This window comes from Cupriavidus sp. 05N40, assembly GCF_056397305.1.
The window spans coordinates 1-19,951 of record NZ_JBFTND010000067.1; the positions used below are offsets into that span (position 1 = coordinate 1).

The following is a 19,951-nucleotide window of genomic DNA, read 5'->3' on the forward strand; positions in this document are numbered from 1 at the left end:
CTGCAGCACATCGAGGACGTAGCCGCGCGCGCCGTCCCAGCCGCTGTCGCCGGGCTCGTCGGACAGCGCCGGCACGTAGCGGAAGCCCGGGTGGGCCGCCGCCAGCGCGCGGAATTCCTCGTCGTAGTACAGCTCGGCGCGGTTGCGCGCGCCCTGCACCAGCGTGATGGGCAAGGTCTCGCCGGCGGCCAGCATGTCGAGGATCATCGCGCGCGGGCTGGACAGGCCCGAGCCGCCGGCCAGGAAGATCATCGGCACGCGCGCGGACTTGCGCACGAAGAAACGCCCGTACGGTGCCGAGAAGCGCAGTTCGTCGCCCACCGCGAGCTGYTCATGCAGGTAGCCGGTGGCCTGGCCCCCCGCCACGCGCCGCACATGCAGCTCGACCAGGTCGTCGCCGGGCCGGTTGGCCAGCGAGAAGGCGCGCGGCTGGTCGCAGCCGGGCACGCGCAGGTTGAGGTACTGCCCGGCCTGGAAGGCGGCGGCGCCGCCGTCCTTCACGCGCAGCCAGATGCCGCGGATGGTGGGCGTGAGCGCGCGCGTGGCCACCACTTCGGCGCGGTAGTCGGCCAGCGGCAGGCCGAGCGAGTCGGCATCTTCCTCGATATCGGCCTCGATCACCATGTCGGACTGCGCGGTGGCGCAGCACGCCAGGCACTGGCCGTTGTCGCGCTCGAAGTCCATCAGCGCGAAGCTCGATGCCTCGCCGTGCTCGAACTCGCCACCCACCACCTGCACCTTGCAGGTGGCGCACAGGCCATGGCAGCAGGCATGCGGCAGCCACACGCCGTTGCGCAGGCAGGCATCCAGCACGGTCTGTCCCGGCGCGATGGGGATGGTCTGGCCGATCGGTTCAATGGTCAGGGAATACATCTCGGTTCTCCTTCAAACCCGCGCCGCGCTCAGCTGCAGCTGCCTGCGATACCGTCCAGCCCCGGCGTGCGGAAGCGGATCACGTCCTTGTGGCCGAGGCCGTTTTCCGCCAGCGTGCGGTCCAGCTCCGGCTGCCACGGCGCATTGCCGCGCAGCCACTCCACGCGGCTCCAGTCGATGCGGGCGAAGTCGGGGTGATAGCCGTAGACGCCAGGCAGCACGTTCTCCACCACGTCGCGCAGGCGCATCGCGGGCGGGAACGGGAAGCAGTGCGGCGCGCAGAACAGCAGGTGGCGGTCCCAGCCGATATAGAGCAGCCGGTTGCCGTGGAAGGCGGCTTCGCGGTCTGCCGCCTCGAAGGCGTAGGGGCCGATGGATACGACGGGCATGGTGGTCTCCTTTGCTCTCTTCTGTCTTCTGTCTTGTGTCTTCTGTCTTGTGTCTTGTGTCTTGTGTCTTCGGTCTGCGGTCTGCGGTCTTGCGTGCGCGTCGTTCAGCCCGCGCCGCCCGCCACGCCCTTCCAGGCGTTCCAGTTCTTCTGGTCCTGCGAGCCCTCGAAATCGAGGTTGTCCGCGCCGGGGTCGAGGCGATACCACTTGAGCACGTCATCGAGCGAGGCGCCGCCGCAGTTGCCCTGGTAGATCTGGTGCACCGGCAGCCAGGCCTGCGCGTATTTCTCCGGCTCGCCGTCGAAGATGTCCTTGCAGCCGTCCGAGCAGAAGTGGAACTTCATGCCGTGGTAGCTGCTTTCGCGGTAGCAGGTCTGGGTGGGGTCGTCCGGCTCGGAGAACACCATGGGAATCTGGCAGGTCTGGCACAGCATCGGCAGCGTGCCGTTGTAGAAGCGCTCGCCGGCTTCCTGGCGCTCCTGCCAGTGGTCCAGGCGCGGCTTGTAGTAGCGCTCGAAGGTGTCCGGGTATTTCTCGGCCAGCCAGCCCATCTCGTCCGGCTTGGGCACCCAGGTATGGAAGCCCGCCGCGCCGGCGTAGTTGTAGAAGGTGGCCCAGGCCTCATGCGTGATGCGGTCCTTGGTCTTGGTGGCGACCTCGTGGTACTTGGGCATGCGCAGGCCGTAGCGCTCCAGGTCCTTGAACAGCGCRCCGCCGGCCTGCTCGAAGTACATCTCCCAGGCTTCGGCCCACGACATCACGCGGCGTGGCAGCATGTAGTCCATCATCATGCCGACCAGCGTGAGCAGGCGGAAGCCGCGCCAGAACCATTTGTCCAGCCACTTCTGCAGGATGGGGATGTTGTCCGGGTCCTGCTGGCACAGGAACTTCACCACTTCCAGGCCCAGCGTCATGTGACGCGACTCGTCCGACTGGGCCGAGAAGCCGAAGGTGACCGTGGCCATGTCGCCGTTGTAGGCCGCGCCCGACATGAAGGGCATGAACAGCAGGTTGGTCAGCACGTACTCGAACGAGAACGAGATCGCGGTGATGAACTCGAACGGGCCGGCGCTCATGGCGTCCTCGAAGTAGGACTTGGGCACCGACAGGTACCAGACCCGGTCGTGCATGTGGCGCCATTCGCCGAAGCCATGGAAGTACTTGTTGTAGACCGAGAGCGTGTGCAGCTGCGTCTGCGCATGGCGCAGCTCGTCGATGGACTGCATCTGCGCCGCCACCCGCGCGCCGGCGCCGCGGAAATGGCGCCCCAGGTGGGCATAGCCACGGTGCGCGGCGTATTCGAGCGGCGTCACGCCGGTCAGGAACAGCCGCAGCGCGTTCAGGTAGCGCGGGTCCGAGACGTTGAGGTGGCCATTGTTCTGCACAAAGGAGTCGATGATCGCGTACAGCTTGCGCTCCTTCTCCGACTGGTATTTCCAGTAGGCGTCCATGGTCATGCGGAACGGGTCTTCCCACTTGTCCCAGTCATGGATCTTGATGCCCTCGTACTTGTCGTACGGGAAGACCTTGTCCATCGGCTCGTAGGTGGTTTCCCAGCCCAGGTCGCGCGTCATCGTCGCGTACTTCTCGCGCAGGTTGAGTTTCTTGCGTGCGTCCATGATGTCTCCGTTATTGCTTGCCTGCCGCGGGCGCGGCGGCGAATTCAGTCGTTCCAGCGCAGCGTGAAGGCGTCGTCGTCCTCGTCGATGTTGCCGGACAGCGAGATCAGGTTGAGGTGGATCTCCTGCAGGTCCCACTCGCGCCCGAGCTTCTCGGACACCAGCTCGCGCAGGATGGTCAGGTGCCCCGGCGCGTCGATCTTGACCATGGCCGGAAACCGCGACACCACGGCATGCGGGTTGGCTTCGGTGATGGCGTCGATGATGGGACGGGTGTCGTCGTTGCTTTGCAGCGCGATATAGACATTGGCGGTCATGGCGGCGCTCTCCTCAGGCAAGGCCAAGCTTGTGCAGGCGCGCGTCGAACTGCTCCAGGCACAGCGCCACGATCTGCTCGCCGCCGTCGCCCAGCAGCGTGTCCGCCACCGGCACCAGCGCCGCGCCCACCTGCTGTCGCGCCGCGCGCGCCCAGCCCGACAGCAGCATGCGGTTGGCCTCGGACTCGGCTGCCGCGGCCTGTACCACCGCGTCGACCCAGCGCGCATGCTCCTCGCGCCAGTCGTTCATGAACTCGGTCAGCACCGCCAGCCCGGTGCCGCAGGCGCGCGCGATGACGGCGTCGGCGTGCTGGTACACCAGCGGGTAGAGCAGCCCGTCGAGCACCAGGTTCTGGGTGACGAAGGTCTCGAACCAGTCCTCGATCACGAAGCTGTGCTCCACCAGGCGGCGCAGCGGCTGCCACGCGGCGCTGTCCATCCAGGCGGCCTTGGCGCGCTCGAGCGCCACGCCCGTGTTGCCGTCGAGCAGCATGCCGATGCGCGACAGGTACTGGGCAATGCCGAGCCGGTCCATCGCGCAGTAGGTGCAGGCCTGCGTGATGGCAGTGCCCCAGCCATAGTCCGCGCAGTAGAAGTTGTTCATGTTGGCGGCCCACTCCACGTGGCGCAGCGGCAGCAGGCCGTCGGCCAGGCGTTCCTGCCACTCCAGCGGCAGCGCCGGCAGCAGCCCGCGCTTTTCCACGAAGGCGAAGCTCTTCTCGGCGGCGTCCTGCTGGCGGCCGCGCGCGCCGACGTAGGCGCCGTAGTAGTACTGGCGCGGGTCCTTCAGCGCGTACCAGTCTTCCATCACGATCGCCGTGCGGCGCTTGTCGTAGAGCGCGTACTGCGGGTCCCACGTGGGGCGGTAGTGGAAGTTGACCTCCGACTGCACGTCGTAGGTGGCTTCCTGGTAGCGCGAGGCCGGCTTGTCGCCGAAGCGGCGCGCGATATTGCCGTAGGTCTGGCGCAAGGGCTGGATCTGCTGGGTCTTGATATCGACTTGCATCGCTGGGTCTCCTGGGTCGTGTTGTTCTTGTCGTGTTGTTCTTGTCGGGGGGATCGGGCCGGGTGCCGCCGGCCTGGTCAGGCGTCCTGCCCGGACGGCGGGGCCTGCGGCGGGAGGAAGCGCACGTGGTTGACGCTGCAGAACGCCTCGAACATCGGCTCGGGCATGATCAGCTCGACGTTGAGCTCGGGGTCCGCCACGCTGAAGGCGAACTGCACGAAGCCCTCGGGCGTGCGGCCGTCCACGCGCACATAGCGCGGCGTGGCTTCGAACAGGGGGACCGACTGGTTGATCATGGCGCGCTCCTCTGGTGGCAGATACGAGCTCTATTGCGAAGAGCGTGCCAGGCAGCGCGAAGCACGGCGGCACAAGGGCCGGCGGCGTCGAGGCGGGATTCGCCTGCGCGTTTACCCGCAAGCGCCGGGTGCCGCGCCATCGATGAATTGATCAATCCGGCGAAGGGGCTTGATCAAATGGTGAAAAGCCGCCCGGGGCGGACGTTTGCGGACAGGCTTGCGGCGCGGCGCGGATGCCCCGCGGTGCAACAGGCGATTTGCCGGAGACGGCGCAATGCCATGCGCGGGCTGGGCCGCGCGGCATATGCGGTGCAGCAGGCCGCGCTGGCGGCCTGGCCGCGCCGTTCGGGGGAGTGCATCAAATGGTGAAACGCTGCCTGGCGAGCGTTTTCGCGGGGCGGCCAGGAGATCGGGCGCTCAGGCGCCGCGGCTGCCCCGGTTCTTCCAGCGGTAGGCCAGCTGCGGCCGGGTAATGCCCAGCAGGCGCGCGGCCTGGCTCATATTGCCGTTGGCCCGCTCCATGGCCGCCTCCATCAGCACCGTTTCCACGTCGCCCAGCGCCAGCTGCTGCTCGGCCATATGGTCCAGCAAGCCGTGCACGGCCGCTTCGCGCAAGGCCGGCAGGGTGCCGCCCGCGCCGAGCCGCGGCGCCGTGTCCATGGCGGCCGGCGCGCTGGCGGGCAGGAACAGGTGGTCGGCCGAGATCAGGCCGCCGTTGCTGGCCAGGATGACCCCGCGCTCGATCACGTTCTCCAGCTCGCGCACATTGCCGGGCCAGTCGTAGCGGCGCAGCTCGGCCAGCGCGCGGTCGGTGATGCCGACGATCTTCTTGCCGTGGCGCGCGCCATAGCGTGCCACGAAGCGCTCCACCAGCAGGCGGATGTCGTCGAGCCGCTCGCGCAGCGGCGGGATCGTGACGGGATAGACGTTGAGGCGGTAATACAGGTCCTTGCGGAAGGTGCCGGCCTTGACCGCCTCGGCCAGGTCCACGTTGGTGGCGGCCACCAGCCGCACATCCACGCGGCGCGCTTCGGTGCCGCCCACGCGCTCCAGCTCGCCCTCCTGCAGCACGCGCAGCAGCTTGGACTGCGCCGGCAGCGACAGCTCGCCCAGCTCGTCCAGGAACAGGGTGCCGCCATGCGCCCGCTCGAAGCGGCCCGGGCGCGACTGGTGCGCGCCGGTGAAGGCGCCCTTCTCCACGCCGAACAGCTCGGACTCGATCAGCTCGTCGGGGATGGCCGCGCAGTTGACCGCCACGAAGGGCTTGTCCGCGCGTGCGCTCACGCCGTGCAGCGCCTGCGCGAAGCGCTCCTTGCCGACCCCGGTCTCGCCCAGCAGGAGCACGGTCACGTTGCTGGCGGCGGCGCGCTGCAGCAGGCCCCAGGCGGCGCGGAACTCGGGCGAGCAGCCCACCAGGTCGGCGGGCTTGCCGTTGTTGCGCTGGAGCGCGCGCAGGTGCTCGACCTCGCTTTGCAGCTCCAGGATGGTCTCGATCACCGGGTCGGGCTGGTACAGGGCCAGCACTTCGGCGCCGTCCTCCCATGCCTCCAGCGGCTTGCCGATGATGCGGCAATGCGCATGCCCGCAGGCGATGCACTCCACCTCCCGGTAGAGGATGGTGCGGCCCATCAGCGCCGAGGTATAGCCGGTGGCGTATCCGATCTGCATCCAGCAGGCGGGCGCGTCGACGACGCCGAACAGCTGGCGGTGCACGTCGCCCTCGAAGGAGTCTTCCCACAGGAATTCGCCATCGTAGATGCCGGCGGCGATGTCGATGTCCACCTTGACCGGCGTCACCCGCACCACGCCTTCGATGGTATGCAGGCAGGGACCGATCTCGAGCAGGCCGAAGTCGCTCTCGTTGGGTCGCATCTTCTTGGCCAGCTCGGCGTCGCGCATGCCGGAATGGAAACCCATGCGCATGAACAGGCCGCGCGCCCGCTCCATGCCGAGGGTATCCACCAACTCCTTGCGCAGCGCGCCCAGTGCGGCGGTATGCAGCAGGATCATGCGCTGTTCGTCGAGCCAGATGGAGCCCTCCTCCATCACAAAGCGCAGGCGCCGCGCAAGATTGGCCAGGCCATCGCGCATGGTGGCCGAGAATTTGTCGGTTGAACTACTCATCGTCTCCTCTCTTGTCGGCCCGGAAAAGCAGGCGCGCTCGTGCTTTTTCTGGCACTGTATGCACATTATGTGCCATAGGCGCACCCTCGCGCGTCCAACGCCTGTCAAGCCGGCCCAATGTCGCCTATGCTGTCCTTGTCAGGATTCTTCTAGCGCTGTTGCTCTGCACCACGAACCATGGAAAAAACCGCATTTGTCTTCGCCGGGGGAGGCAGCCTCGGCGCGATCGAAGCCGGCATGCTGCGTGAACTGGTGGCCTGGGGCGTCAAGCCGGACATGGTCATCGGCGCGTCGGCCGGCGCCATCAACGGCGCCTACTACGCCTGCAACCCCCACACCGCCGGCACCGCGAAACTGGAATCGATCTGGCGCAGCCTGCGCCGCGCCGAGGTGATGCCGTGGTCGTGGCGCAGCCTGTTCGGCATGCTGCGCGGGCAGCGCGGCCACCTGGTGGAATCCGCCGCGCTGCGGCGCCTGCTGTCGCACCACTTCGGCGACATGCCGCTGGAGCGAGCCGAAGTCCCGCTCTATGTGGTCGCCACCGATATGCAGAGCGGCGCGGAGGTGGTGCTCTCCTCCGGCAGCCTGGTGCAGGCGGTGCTGGCCAGCGCCGCCATCCCCGGCGTGTTCCCGCCGGTGGCGCTGGGCGGGCGCACGCTGATCGACGGCGGCGTGGCCAACAACACCCCGGTCTCCACCGCCATCCGGCTTGGCGCCACGCGCGTGGTGGTGCTGCCGGCCGGCTTTGCCTGCGCGGCCAGGCGCGAGCCGCGCGGCCCCATCGACCATGCCTTCAATGCGCTGTCGCTGCTGGTGGCGCGCCAACTGGTGCAGGACCTCGAGCGCTGGGCCGACCGGGCGCATATCTCGGTGGTGCCGCCGCTGTGCCCGCTCGATGTTTCCCCGTACGACTATACGCAGTGCGGCACGCTGATCGACCGCGCCGCGGCCGCCACGCTCGCCTGGCTCAATGCCGACGGCCTCAACAACCGGCACATCCCCGGCGCGCTGCACCCGCACTCGCACGACGCGGACAACCCGAGCTGCGATTTCGACCCCAACCAGGCGGCGGCAATGCATGTGCACGAGGCCGACCACGGCCACGCTGGCGAGCACAAGCCCCACGCCGCCCACTAGCACGCTTTGGCCGCGCCGTAATCCGGCTTTGGCATTGGCGAATTGCATGAACCCCGGATCCGGCCAATGATGCCGGATCTCCTTATTTGGCTGGCACGTACATGAGCGCAATCCTGGAAGGCATCAAGGTACTGGACCTGACGCGCGTGGTGGCCGGTCCCTGGGCCACGCAGAACCTGGCCGACATGGGCGCCACCGTCTACAAGATAGAGAAGCCCGGCGACGGCGACGATACCCGCAAGCTGGGGCCCTTCCTGACCGACGCCGACGGCAACGTCACCAACGACTCCGCCTTCTTCCTCGCCGGCAATCGCGGCAAGCAGTCCGTCACCATCGATATCTCCCAGCCCGAGGGCGCCGAGCTGGTGCGCCAGCTGGCCGCGCGCTGCGACGTGGTGGTGGAGAACTACAAAGCCGGCAGCCTGAAGAAATACGGGCTCGACTACGAATCCATCCGCGCGCTGCGCCGCGACATCATCTATTGCTCGGTCACCGGCTTCGGCCCGGACGGCCCCTACAGCGCGCGCCCGGCCTATGACTTCATCCTGCAAGGCATGGCCGGCCTGATGAGCACCTGCGGCCAGCCCGACGGCAGCCCGGGCGGCGCGCCCATGCGCACCGCCATCCCCATCACCGACATCCTCACCGGGCTGTACGCCTCGGTCGCCCTGCTCGGCGCGCTCTACCACCGCCAGGCCACCGGCGAAGGCCAGTACATCGACGCCGCCATGCTGGACGCCTCGGTCGCCGCCAACGGCCACCTCGCGCTCGGCTACCAGATGACCGGCAATCTGCCGCGCCGCGCCGGCAACACCAACCCCGTGGCCTCGCCCTCCGAGGTCTTCCCCTGCCGCGACGGCCACCTGATCGTCGCCGCCGGGAACAACGGGCAGTTCGCCGCCTTGTGCAAGCTGCTCGGCTGTGCCGAGGTCGCCACCGACGAGCGCTTCGTGCAGAACATGGGCCGCGTCGACAACCGCGACGCCCTGCGCGAGATCATCGGCGCGCGCATCGCCGAATGGCAAAGCGCGGATCTGCTCGCAGCCCTGGAGCGCGCCGGCGTGCCCGGCGGCCCGATCAACCAGCTCGACGCGGTCTTCGAGGATGAGCAGGTCAGGCACCGCGACCTGCTGATGCACCTGCCGCACGGGCGCGGCGTCACGGCGCCGAGCCTGCGCAGCCCGCTGCGGTTTTCAGCCACGCCGGTGGTGGTGAAGGCGCCGCCGATGCTCGGAGAACATACCGAGGGCGCGCTCCGGGCGGAGCTGGGCCTGAGCGAGGCGGAAGTGAAGGGCCTGAAGGAGCGCGGGGTATTGTAGGTCTTGCCGCCCCGCGGCCATCACCGCCCCATGCGGAGCGGTGATCCGGCCCCGCCGACCGTTCTTATTGCCCCAGGGCCGTGACAAGACCGGCCTGGCTCTGCAGTTCCACCGTCTGCGCCACGCACAGCGCGTCTTCGGCCTCCAGCAGCGTGCGCTGCACCTGCAGGGTATCGATAAAGGGCGTCTCGCCCGCCCGCCAGGAACGATCGATCTGCTCATAGGCAGCGCGGGCACTGGAAGTCGCGCTTGCCAGCCTGGCAACCCGGTCCCGGCTGCGCGCGGACGCCGCCACCGCGCTCTCGACCTCGGCGACCGCCCTCAGCACCGCGGCGCGATAGGCATAGAGCGCCTGCTCCGCTTCGGCGCGCCGCAGCGTCACCACGCTGCGGCGGCGGTTGCCGTCAAACACGGGCGCGCTGGCGCCGGCCCCCAGCATCCATGCAATTGAGCGCGCCAGCCCCGCGCCGGAGAACCCGTCCGCCACGGCGCCGATCGCGCCGGCCAGTTGCAGGTGCGGCATCAGCTCGGCTTGCGCCACGCCGACGCGCGCATAGGCGGCGACCACCCGGGCCTCGGCCGCCCTGATATCGGGACGCCGGCGCAGCAGCTCGGCCGGCGTCCCGATGCCCGCGGGCGGTGTCCAGCGCGGGCGCGCCGCGAGCGGCTCCATCTGCTGGTAGACCTCCGCGGGCGTGGCCGCCACCAGGATGGACAAGCGGTGCAGCGCGTTCTGCCGCTCCAGCTCGAGCAGCGGCAACTGGGCGAGCGTGGTCTGCGCCTGGGCTTGCGCGCGATCGACGTCCGCCACCGGCAGCGCGCCGGCGTCGAACATCAGGCGCGTCAGCTTTTCCGTCTCCGACTGGTTGCGCGCATTCTCGCTGACCAGCGTCAGCCGGTACTCGAGGCTGCGCGCGGCGAGATAGGTCTGCACGACCTCGGCCGTCACCGCGATCCCGACCGCCCGGGCGTCCTCCTGCGCCGACCTCACGTCGGCCTCGGCCGCGGCCACGCCTTGCCGGATACGGCCAAAGACATCGACTTCCCAGGAAGCTTCGAGGCCTGCCCCGAATGCGTTGGCGGTGACCGGCACCCCCGAGGGGGATTGCGCGGCCGGCAGCCGCCGCCGCGCGGTGTCGATACCCAGGCTGACTTCCGGCAGCCCCTGCGCGGCGGTGCCGGCCCGCAAGGCGCGGGCCGCGTCGATGCGGGCGACCGCCGTCTTCAGGTCCAGGTTCTCGGCCAGCGCGGCATCGACCAGCTTGTCCAGCACGGGATCGCGAAAGCCCTTCCACCAGCCGGACAGATCGGGCACCGCCGCGTCGCTGGCCAGGGAGGCATTGGCATAGCCATCCGCCAGCGGCAGCGGCGTGGGTGCCGCGGGCGGCGCGCCGGCGCAGGCGCCCAGCAACGCGACGGCGGCCAGCAAAGCAGGAATCAGGCGAACGGCGTTCATTGCGTCACCTCCGGCAATGCCAGCGTCGCGGCGTGCGCTCCCCTTCGTCGCGTCACCAGCTTGCGGATGCCGACATAGAACACCGGCGTGAAGACCAGGCCGAACAAGGTGACGCCGATCATGCCGAAGAAGACGGCGGCGCCCACGGCCTGGCGCATCTCGGCGCCCGCGCCCTCGGAGAGGATCAGCGGCAGCACCCCCAGGATAAAGGCGAGCGAGGTCATGATGATCGGGCGCAGCCGTTGCTGGCATGCCTCCACCACCGCCTCGACCAGGGCCACGCCCTGCGCCTCGAGCTGCCGCGCGACCTCCACGATCAGGATCGCGTTCTTCGCCGCCAGCCCCACCAGCACGATAAAGCCGATCTGCGTGAGGATGTTGATGTCCTGTCCCATGCCCTTCACCCCGAGCGACGCCGCCAGCAGGCACATCGGCACGATCAGCAGGATCGACACCGGCAGGCTCCAGCTGCCGTACTGCGCGGCAAGCACCAGGTAGACCAGCAGCACGCACAGCGGGAAGACCAGCAGGCCCGAGTTCCCCGCCGTGCTCTGCTGATAGGACAGGTCGGTCCATTCGAAGGCGATGCCCGGCGGCAGCACTTCGCCGGCCAGCCTTTCCATGGTCCGGATCGCGAACCCGGAGCCGAGCCCGGGCTCGGTATCGCCGCTGATCTCGGTGGCGGGATAGAGGTTGTAGCGCGGCGCCCGGTCCACCCCGGGCCGTTGCTCGATGCGCGTCACGCTGCCCACTGGCACCATGTTTCCATCCTTGTTGCGCACCTTCAGGCGCGCCAGGTCCTCGGCGGTGACGCGGAACGGCAGGTCGGCCTGCGCCGTGACGCGATAGGTGCGCCCGAGGATGTTGAAGTCGTTGATATACGTGGAGCCGAAATAGGTTTCCACCGCGTCGTTGATCTCCTTGCTTGGCACGCCCAGCATTTCCGCCTTCTCGCGGTCCAGCTCGACGAAGACTTGCGGCGTGGCGGCAGAGTACGGCGAGTAGACGCCGACCATGCCTGGCGTCTTGCCGGCCGCTGCGACCAGGTCTTCGGTGGCCTTCGCCAGCGCCGCCGTGCCCAGCCCGCCGCGGTCCTCCAGGCGCATGGAGAAACCGCCCGTGCTGCCCAGACCCTGCACCGGCGGCGGCATGGCCACCACGATCGAGGCTTCGGTGATGCCCGCCAGCCGGCCGCGCAGGTCCGCGGCGATCTTGTCGATGGTAAGGCCCAGCGGCTTGCGCTCGGCCCACGGCTTGAACACGGGGAACAGGCCGGCATTGCTCGCGGAGTTGGTGCCGGTGGCGGCCGAGACGCCGGAGAATACCGGCACCCGCGCCACGCCCGGCACCTGCAGGGCGATGTCCTCTATCTTGCGGGCCACGGCACTGGTGCGTTCCAGCGTGGCGCCATCGGGCATCCGCACCAGGACCACCAGGTAGCCGCGGTCCTGCTGCGGGATAAAGCCCTTCGGCGTCGATGCCAGCAGGTACAGCGTCGCCCCGATCAGCAGCACGTAGAGCCCGAGCATTGCCGGCATCGCCGCCACGACGCGGCGCACCRGCCTGCCGTACGCCTGCGCAAGACGCTCGAWGCCCCGGTTGAATGCCGCCGCCAGGCGCCGCATGCGCCCGCGCAGGCCGGTGGCGTCCGTGGCCGGCTCGCCGTGCTGGTGCCGCTTGAGGATCGAAGCGGCCAGCGCCGGCGCGAGGGTGATGGAGCTGAAGAACGAGATCGCGGTGGAAACGGCGATGGTCACCCCGAACTGCCGGAAGAACTGCCCCGAGATGCCGCTGATAAAGGCGGTCGGCACGAACACCGCGCACAGCACCAGCGTGATGGCGAACAGGGCGCCGCCCACTTCCTTCATGGTCAGCAGCGTGGCATCGCGCGGGCTGGCCCCGCCGGCGAGATGGCGCTCGACGTTCTCCACCACGACGATGGCGTTGTCCACCACGATGCCCACCGCCAGCACCAGCCCGAACAGCGTGAGGTTGTTGATCGAGTAGCCYAGCATCGCCATCACCGCGAAGGTCCCCACCAGCGACACCGGGATGGCGAGGATGGGGATGATGGACGCGCGCCACCCTTGCAGGAAGACCAGCACCACCAGCACGACCAGCACCACGGCTTCGTAGATGGTCTTGACCAGTTCGTCGATGCTGTCGCCGATGAACTCGGTCGGGTTGTAGCCGATGTTGTAGACGATGCCCTTGGGAAAGTCCTTGCCCAGGCGGGCCATGGTCTTCTCGACCGCGGCCATGGTGGCGACCGCGTTGGCCCCCGGCCGCTGCAGCACCTGCAGGGCAATGGTGGGATTGCGCAGCATATAGCTGTCCGTGGCATAGGCGAGCGCGCCTACTTCCACGCGCGCCACGTCCTTGAGGCGGACAATGCGGCCGTCCGCGCCCTGCTTGACGATGATATTGCTGAAATCGGCCGGCTCCTTGAGCCGCCCCTCGAAGATCAGGTTGGGCTGGAAGGCCTGGGCACTGATCGGCGGCTGCGCGACCACGCCGCCCGCCACCTGGGTGTTCTGCGCGCGAACCGCCGCGATCACGTCGCCCGGGGCCAGGCTGAACGAAGCCACGCGCTCGGGATCGAGCCAGATGCGCATCGCGTATTCGCGCGCGCCCAGCGGGTTGATATCGCCCACGCCGTCGATGCGCTTGAGGGCGTCGGCCACGTTGCGGATGGCGTAGTTCGAGACGTAGAGCTGGTCGTAGCTCTTGTCCGGCGAATACAGGAAGATGGTGGCCAGCTGGGTCGGCGACGACTTGCGCACCGAGACCCCGCTGCGCTGCACCGGCTCCGGCAGCCGCGGGGTGGCCAGCGCTACGCGGTTCTGCACCAGCACCTGGGCCTTGTCGACATCGGTGCCGGGCTTGAACGTGACGGTGATGTTCAGGCCACCGTCGGAGGTGGCCTGGCTGTACATGTAGATCATGTCCTCCACGCCGTTGACCTCCAGCTCGATCGGCGTCGACACGGTCTGCGATACCGTCTCGGCCGAGGCGCCGGGATAGCTGGCCTGGATCACCACGGTGGGCGGCGCGATCTCCGGGTACTCGGACACGGCCAGCGAGAAATACGCCAGGCCGCCCACGATGGTCAGGACGATGGACAGCACGATGGCAAGCACCGGCTGCTCCACGGATATGCGGCCGATATTCATGGCGTGGCCTCCGGCTTGCCTTGCTGCGCCAGCCTGGACTCCGCGGCCCGCGCCCTGGGCGTGACGGCTTCCCCGGCGCGCACGCGCTGGAAGCCTTCCACGATGACGTTGTCGCTGGCCTGCAGGCCCGAGGCGATCTCCCGCAGATTGCCGAACAGCTTGCCCAGCGTCACCGCGCGCACTTCCACGGTCTGGTCTGGCTTGACGAGATAGAGCACGCGACGCGTGGCGTCGGTGGCGACGGCGGCGTCGGGGACCAGCAGCGCGGCATGGGGCGTGGTGCTGGCGAGATGCACGCGGCCGAACTGCCCGGGGCTCAGCGCCAGGTCCGGGTTGGGCACCCTGGCGCGTTGCCTGAGCGTGCCGGTCGAACTGTCCAGACGGTTCTCCACGAAGTTCATCTTGCCGGCGAGCGTGGGCTGCGCATCGCCGGGCAGGGAGATCGTGACCTCCCTGCCCGCCCCCGCGCCGCCACCCTGCCCGCCTGCCGCCGTCGCGCGGACGTACCTCAGGTAGCTCTGCTCGTCCACATCGAAATAGATGTCGATCGGATCCTGCGAGACGATGCTGGTCAGCACGGTTGCCGCGCTGTCGCCGCCCCGCACCAGGTTCCCTTCGCTGACCTGCTTGCGGCTGATCCGGCCCGACATCGGCGCGGCGATGCGCGTGAAGGAAAGCTCCAGCCTGGCCCGGGCAAGCGTGCCCTGCGCGCTGGTGACTTCGGCGCGCGCGCCCTGTACCGCCTGCTTGCGCTGGTCGAACAGGCTCCTGGCGATCGTATTGGTCCCGATCAGCACGTTGGCGCGCTCGAACTCCTGCTCGCTCAGGGCCAGCTGCGAGCGCGCCTTTGCCAGCGCCCCCTCGGCCTCCATGACGGCAGCCTGGAAGGGACGGGGATCGATCACGAAGAGGAGGTCGCCCTTCTTGACGAAGGCCCCGTCCTGGAAGGCGATCTTCTCGAGATAGCCGCTGACGCGCGAGCGCACTTCCACCGCGTCGGTAGCCTCGAAGCGGCCCGTGTAGGTGTCCACGTCCTGCACCTCGCGCGCGGCGGGCTTGCTCACCGTCACGGTCTGCCGCGCGGGCTTGCCGACATCTTCCGACCGGCAGCCCGACATCAGTGCCAGGGCCGCCAGCGGCAGCGCAACAAGCACGGCCGCCCGCGCCAGGCGCCGGGTCCGTAAATTCTGTTTCATTGGGATTCCTGTACGCATTTCCGTGCCCGCCGGCTATCCGGGGGCATGCCGGTTGCTGCCGCCGGCGCGGGACCCTGCCTGGCGTCCCGCCCGGCGCGCCGGCATGCGCGCTGTGGCGATGGCTTACGCGCGCGCGCCGTCGGTGAAAGGATCGGCCTTGGTGCGGGCGCCGTCGGTGAAGGTGTCGCGCTGGCGCGCCGGATCCGCCGACGGTCCGCTGCGGTCGAGCCCGGCGATGCGCGCGCCGGCCAGGTAGGGATCGACACGGGCATGGGCACCGTCGGCGCGGGCATCGCGCTCGCGGGCAAGCGCGCCCTGCACGGCGGTGTTGCGTGCCGCCCTGTCGACGACGTGGTTCACATAGGCGGCCTGCGCCGAGCCGGCGAACACAGTGGCGGCGAGCGCGGCGGCGGTGATGAGGGTCCTGGCATTCATGATGATCTCCATGGCGTTACGGTGTATCGACGCTCGCAATGAGCGCGATGCGTGGCGGGGTGTCCCGGCTGGGGCCTGCCGCACGCTGTGCAACGAAGTATGGAGAGCCGGTGGCGCGAGAAAAACCGCCGCGCGGGCATAAGAGACTTGAATTCGCTGCAACAATGGCAGCGCGCCGGCCGCCCCCCGCGCGGACGCGCCAGGGGCCGGCGGCCATTCTTGACCGGCGCACAAGGATGATTTGCGCGCACGCAGGTTTTTCGGCGCCGCGGGTTTCCGGATAATCCGTGCCCGAGATCAGGCGAGACATCCGCCTGCCCGGGCCCGATGACCATCCACGAATTCGCCGCGCTGCCGGCGGCGCTGGCCGCCCGCAAGTGCGGCCATGCGCGCGGCAGGCAACTGGCCAGGCGGTGAGCGCACGCCGCGTCCGCCAGCACGACGGACGCGGCGCCAGGGTAGCGAAGCGCGTCAGGCGATGCCGAAGCCGCCATCCACCGGCAGGATCACCCCGGTCACATACTGGGCGTCCTCGGAGCAGAGGAACCGCACCACGCGCGCCACGTCGCGCGGCACGCCCCAGCGGCGCATCGGCAGCCGCGCCATGATGGCGGCGCTGCGCTCCGGATTGTCGAGCGCGCCGGCCGACAGGCGCGTGCGGATCCAGCCCGGCGCGACCGCGTTGACCCGCACGCCGTGCGGCGCCAGCGCGGCGGCGTACGAGCGCGTCAGGCCCAGGATGCCGGCCTTGCTGGCGGCATAGGCCGGATTGTTGGCCGAGCCGAAATAGCTCCACATCGACGCGATATTCACCACCGCGCCACGGGCGCGCACCAGGCGCTCCTGCAGCACGCTGCTGAGGATCTGCGATCCGTTCAGGTTCACGTCGACCACGGCGCGGAAGCCTTCCGGCGTGAATTCATTGCCCTCGTGCCGGATGATGCCGGCGGCGTTTACCAGCACCGCCACCTCGTCGAGGTCCGCCACGGCGGCCCGCGCGTGCTCGGCCGAGGTCACGTCGAGCTGGCGGAATGCCAGCCCGCCGGGCAGGTCCGCATCGGCATCCATGCCGAGGCAGACCACGCGCATCCCCGTCGCGTTCAGTTCTTCGGCAATGGCCCGGCCAATGCCGGTGCCGCCCCCCGTGACTACCGCTACAGCTTGTTCCATCTTTCCTGACTCCTGTTGGTCTTGCATCGGGCCGAGCCCTTGGACGCCTGCACTAGACGCCGAGATAGGTTGCGCGCAGGTGCGGGTTGGCAAGCAGTTCCCTGCCCGTTCCCGCGAGCGCGATCGTGCCGCTTTCGATCACATAGCCGTAGTCCGCCATGTCCAGCACCTGGTTGACGTTCTGCTCGATGACCAGGACGGCGAGGTCGCGCTCCTTGAGGCGGCGGATGCTGTCGAACAGCCGGTCGACCATGATCGGCGCCAGCCCCAGCGACGGCTCGTCGAGCGCCAGCACGCGGGGCATCGCCATCAGCGCGCGCCCCACCGCCAGCATCTGCTGCTGTCCGCCCGACAAGGTGGAGGCCGCCAGCTTCTGGCGCTCCTCCAGGATCGGGAACAGCGTGAACACTTCGCGCAGGCTCTGCGCGCGGCGCTGGCGCGCGCGCGCGTTGCTGGCGCCGATCAGCAGGTTCTCCAGGATCGACATGCCGAGGAACAACTGCTTGCCCTCCGGCGACTGGACAAAGCCCTCCAGCACCACCTCGTGCGGGGCCAGCCCGCCGATATCCTTGCCATTCAGGCGCACCGTGCCCCGCTTGCGGCRCAGCAGGCCCGACACCGTGCGCAGGAAGGTGGTCTTGCCGGCACCGTTGGCGCCGATCAGCGCCGTGATCGAGCGCGGCGCGAGCGACATGCTGACGCCGCGCAGGATCTGCTGCTCGCCGTATCCGGACCAGATATCGCTGACTTCAAGCACTGGCGCTGACATAGCCCTCTCCAAAATAAGCCTTCAGTACCTGCGGCATCTTCACCACTTCCGCCGGCACGCCGTCGGCGATCAGCCGTCCCTGCTCCATCACGATGACGCGGTCCGACAGGCCCATGATCACCTTCATCACATGCTCCACGATCAGTACGGTGATGCCGCGGTCGCGCACCTTGCGCACCAGTTCGACCATCTCGCCCGCCTCGTTCGGCGTGGCGCCGGCAACCACCTCGTCCATCAGCAGCAGGCGCGGGCTGGTGGCCAGCGCGCGGCCAAGCTCGAGCTTGCGCTTGTCGAACGCGGTCAGGTCGTTGGCATCGGTGTCCGCGCGCTGCGCCAGGCCCAGGAACTCCAGGCAGGCGTAGGCTTCGTCGCGCACCCTGGCGCGCGAGGCGCCCCGCGCGAAGCCGCCCACCATGACGTTCTCCAGCGCGCTCAGCCCGCCGAACGGCTTCGACAACTGGAAGGTGCGCGCGATGCCGCTGGCGCAGATCTGGTAAGGCTCGCAGCCGCGGATCTGCTTGCCCCCGAACAGGATCTCGCCTTCGTCCGCCTTGATGAAGCCCGCGATCAGGTTGAAGGCCGTGGTCTTGCCGGCGCCGTTGGGGCCGAGCAGGCCCAGGATCTCGCCGCTGCCGACGGTGAACGAAAGCTGGTTCACCGCCTGCAGGCCGCCGAAGCGCTTCGAGATGGATTTCACTTCAAGTAGGTTTTGCATGGTGTCCTCCCGCTAGACCTTGCGCGTGGCAGCCGTGTCCACCGCCGCGCGCCGCCTGGCGCGTGGTTGCAGCAGGCGCTCGAGCGGGCCGATGATGCCCTTGGGAAAGTAGAGCACCGCGCCGATCAGCACCAGGCCATAGATCACCAGGTGCAGTCCGAGGAAGCGCCCGGCGAAATAGGTCCGCGTGAACTCGGCGATCGGGTGCAGCACGAAGGCGCCCAGCACCGGGCCGATGATGGTGCCCTGCCCGCCGACGATGGCCATGATCGCAGCGTCGATCGACAGGTCCAGGCCCATGTTCCGCTCCGGGTTGATGTAGCGGAAGAACTGCGCGTAGAAGGCGCCGCCGAGGCCGGTCATGAAGGCGCTGATCGCCAGGGCGATCAGCGGGTACTTCGTGGTGCTGACCCCCACCGCCTGCGCCGCGGCCTCGTCGCCGCGGATTGCCTTCAGGTAGTAGCCCAGGCGCGAGCGCTCCAGCGCGTAGGTGGCCAGCAGCATCGCCACCAGCATGGCAAGGATGATGTAGTAGTAAGGCACCTTGCCATCGAACTGGAAGACCGCCCAGCCCCCCGCCGACGGCGGAATCACCAGGCCCTGCGCGCCCTTGAGCGGAATGCCGAGGAATTCGTCGGTGTTCTCGATCCAGATGCGCACGATCTCGGCGAAGGCGATCGTGGTCAGCGTGAAATACGGCCCCTTGAGCTTGAAGGTCGGATAGCCGATGCACACGGACAGCAGCGCCGCGGCCAGCCCGCCGGCGAGCATGCCGAGCCAGGGCGACACGCCCAGCCCGGTGAACAGCAGCACGGTGACATAGCCGGCGCCCCCGGCGAAGACCGAGTGCCCGAGCGAAAGCTGCCCGACATAGCCGCACACGAAGTTCCATGCCGACGCCATGTAGGCGAAGTACAGCACCATCACGAGCGAGTGCAGCGCGTAGCTGTCCTTGACGAACAGGGGCAGCACGACAGCTGCGCACAGCAGCGGCATGCCCAGCACCAGGTTGATATTGGTCCTTGACGACGTCATACGGAGGTCCCCCTCATTTGCGGCCTAGCAGGCCGTTCGGCCGGACCAGCAGGACAATGATGAACAGGCAGAACGAGAAGACCGACGCGGACGTGGCGGTCACGAACTGCGAAGAGAACGATTCGAACACTCCCAGCACCAGCCCGCCGAGCAGGGAGCCCGGAATCGAGCCGATGCCGCCCAGCACCACCACCAGGAAGGACTTGATGCCGAAGCCCAGGCCGGTGGTGGGCGAGACGGAAAGGAAGGGCACCAGCAGCGCGCCGAACAAGCCGAGGATGCCGGCGCCGATGCCGAAGGTCACGTTGTAGATGCGGCCTACGTTGATGCCCGACAGCGCCGCCGCCTCGCGGTTCTGCGCGGTGGCGCGGATCTTCCGGCCGGTGTCGGTGAAACGCAGCCAGTAGGCCAGGCCGGCGGAAACGGCAACCGCGGCCGCGCACGCGATGAGGCGCGGCACGTTCACGGGCAGGCCGCCGATGTCGATCGAGCCGCTCAGCACATCGGAGGTCACGGTGCGCACATCCGGGCCGAAACCCATCAGGATTGCGTTGTCGATGACAAGGAAGACGCCGGTGGTGAGCAACAGCGCGCCAAGCGGCTCGACCACCATGGTGGTCTCGCGCCGGAACAGCGGCGCGATGACGACGGCCTGGGTGAAATAGCCGAGCAGGAACAGCAGCGGCACCGTCAGCAAGGCCGTGGCATACGGATGGATGCCGAACACCGACCAGATCAGGTAACTGAGATACATGGCGAGCATCAGGAAGGAGCCGTGCGCGAAGTTGATCACCCTCAGCACACCGAAGATGAGACTCAGGCCCAGCGCGATACCTCCGTAGATCCCGCCGAGCAGTACGCCGTTGACGACGGCGTAAGCCAGAATGATTGGGTCCATATACCTACCTCGATTGGGCACGGC

Annotated in this window: 18 protein-coding genes; 2 read left to right on the forward strand and 16 right to left on the reverse strand. The window is 68.5% G+C overall.

The annotated features are described in order from the left end of the window. The 7 genes from AC1DO7_RS17145 to poxR form a co-directional block, all read right to left on the reverse strand. Positions 1-873, reverse strand: an 873-nt coding sequence (locus tag AC1DO7_RS17145) for a 2Fe-2S iron-sulfur cluster-binding protein (RefSeq protein ID WP_477116359.1), incomplete at its 3' end; no start/stop codon positions are given. 29 nt (positions 874-902) lie between these two features. Next, complete coding sequence (locus AC1DO7_RS17150) at positions 903-1,262, reverse strand: phenol hydroxylase subunit P4 (protein ID WP_441614270.1); 360 nt, start codon at positions 1,260-1,262, stop codon at positions 903-905. Positions 1,263-1,366: 104 nt separating this feature from the next. Further along, positions 1,367-2,881 carry an aromatic/alkene/methane monooxygenase hydroxylase/oxygenase subunit alpha gene (locus AC1DO7_RS17155; protein ID WP_441614268.1) on the reverse strand — a complete coding sequence of 505 codons (1,515 nt, stop codon included), beginning with the start codon at positions 2,879-2,881 and terminating at the stop codon, positions 1,367-1,369. A gap of 44 nt (positions 2,882-2,925) precedes the next feature. Next, positions 2,926-3,198 carry an MmoB/DmpM family protein gene (locus AC1DO7_RS17160; RefSeq protein ID WP_441614266.1) on the reverse strand — a complete coding sequence of 91 codons (273 nt, stop codon included), beginning with the start codon at positions 3,196-3,198 and terminating at the stop codon, positions 2,926-2,928. A gap of 13 nt (positions 3,199-3,211) precedes the next feature. After that, entirely contained in the window at positions 3,212-4,204 is a 993-nt protein-coding gene (locus AC1DO7_RS17165; RefSeq protein WP_441614264.1) for an aromatic/alkene monooxygenase hydroxylase subunit beta, read from the reverse strand. Positions 4,205-4,281: 77 nt separating this feature from the next. After that, positions 4,282-4,500, reverse strand: coding sequence for a phenol hydroxylase subunit (locus AC1DO7_RS17170; RefSeq protein WP_441614262.1), 219 nt, complete (start codon positions 4,498-4,500; stop codon positions 4,282-4,284). Positions 4,501-4,917: 417 nt separating this feature from the next. Further along, positions 4,918-6,624, reverse strand: a complete 1,707-nt coding sequence (gene poxR, locus AC1DO7_RS17175) for a phenol degradation transcriptional regulator PoxR (RefSeq protein ID WP_441614260.1) — start codon at positions 6,622-6,624, stop codon at positions 4,918-4,920. 177 nt (positions 6,625-6,801) lie between these two features. Between poxR and AC1DO7_RS17180 the strand changes: the two genes are divergently transcribed. After that, positions 6,802-7,761 carry a patatin-like phospholipase family protein gene (locus AC1DO7_RS17180; protein ID WP_441614259.1) on the forward strand — a complete coding sequence of 320 codons (960 nt, stop codon included), beginning with the start codon at positions 6,802-6,804 and terminating at the stop codon, positions 7,759-7,761. Between the two features lie 101 nt (positions 7,762-7,862). Beyond that, complete coding sequence (locus AC1DO7_RS17185) at positions 7,863-9,080, forward strand: CaiB/BaiF CoA transferase family protein (protein WP_441614258.1); 1,218 nt, start codon at positions 7,863-7,865, stop codon at positions 9,078-9,080. 64 nt (positions 9,081-9,144) lie between these two features. Here the strand turns inward: AC1DO7_RS17185 and AC1DO7_RS17190 are convergent, their stop codons facing one another. The 9 genes from AC1DO7_RS17190 to AC1DO7_RS17230 all read right to left on the reverse strand — a co-directional run bounded on the left by AC1DO7_RS17190 (position 9,145) and on the right by AC1DO7_RS17230 (position 19,927). Then, the gene (locus AC1DO7_RS17190) at positions 9,145-10,536 is read right to left on the reverse strand and encodes an efflux transporter outer membrane subunit (RefSeq protein WP_441614257.1); all 1,392 of its coding nucleotides are present in this window, start codon (positions 10,534-10,536) and stop codon (positions 9,145-9,147) included. After that, positions 10,533-13,709: an efflux RND transporter permease subunit gene (locus AC1DO7_RS17195; protein ID WP_477116360.1), complete on the reverse strand. Its 3,177-nt coding sequence runs from the start codon at positions 13,707-13,709 to the stop codon at positions 10,533-10,535. The genes AC1DO7_RS17190 and AC1DO7_RS17195 overlap by 4 nt, the downstream gene beginning before the upstream one ends. After that, complete coding sequence (locus tag AC1DO7_RS17200) at positions 13,706-14,905, reverse strand: efflux RND transporter periplasmic adaptor subunit (RefSeq protein WP_441614255.1); 1,200 nt, start codon at positions 14,903-14,905, stop codon at positions 13,706-13,708. Before AC1DO7_RS17200 ends, AC1DO7_RS17195 begins: the two co-directional genes overlap by 4 nt. A gap of 123 nt (positions 14,906-15,028) precedes the next feature. After that, on the reverse strand, positions 15,029-15,340 hold the full coding sequence (locus AC1DO7_RS17205; RefSeq protein ID WP_441614254.1) for a hypothetical protein: 312 nt from the start codon (positions 15,338-15,340) through the stop codon (positions 15,029-15,031). A gap of 471 nt (positions 15,341-15,811) precedes the next feature. Next, positions 15,812-16,510 carry an SDR family NAD(P)-dependent oxidoreductase gene (locus AC1DO7_RS17210; RefSeq protein ID WP_441614253.1) on the reverse strand — a complete coding sequence of 233 codons (699 nt, stop codon included), beginning with the start codon at positions 16,508-16,510 and terminating at the stop codon, positions 15,812-15,814. Positions 16,511-16,562: 52 nt separating this feature from the next. After that, complete coding sequence (locus AC1DO7_RS17215; RefSeq protein WP_477116361.1) at positions 16,563-17,279, reverse strand: ABC transporter ATP-binding protein; 717 nt, start codon at positions 17,277-17,279, stop codon at positions 16,563-16,565. After that, positions 17,260-17,994: an ABC transporter ATP-binding protein gene (locus tag AC1DO7_RS17220; protein ID WP_441614251.1), complete on the reverse strand. Its 735-nt coding sequence runs from the start codon at positions 17,992-17,994 to the stop codon at positions 17,260-17,262. The genes AC1DO7_RS17215 and AC1DO7_RS17220 overlap by 20 nt, the downstream gene beginning before the upstream one ends. Before the next feature lie 12 nt (positions 17,995-18,006). Beyond that, positions 18,007-19,029, reverse strand: a complete 1,023-nt coding sequence (locus tag AC1DO7_RS17225) for a branched-chain amino acid ABC transporter permease (RefSeq protein ID WP_441643234.1) — start codon at positions 19,027-19,029, stop codon at positions 18,007-18,009. A gap of 13 nt (positions 19,030-19,042) precedes the next feature. Next, a complete protein-coding gene (locus tag AC1DO7_RS17230; RefSeq protein ID WP_441614249.1) occupies positions 19,043-19,927 on the reverse strand; it encodes a branched-chain amino acid ABC transporter permease in 885 nt (294 codons plus the stop codon). Between the last annotated feature and the right edge of the window lie 24 nt (positions 19,928-19,951).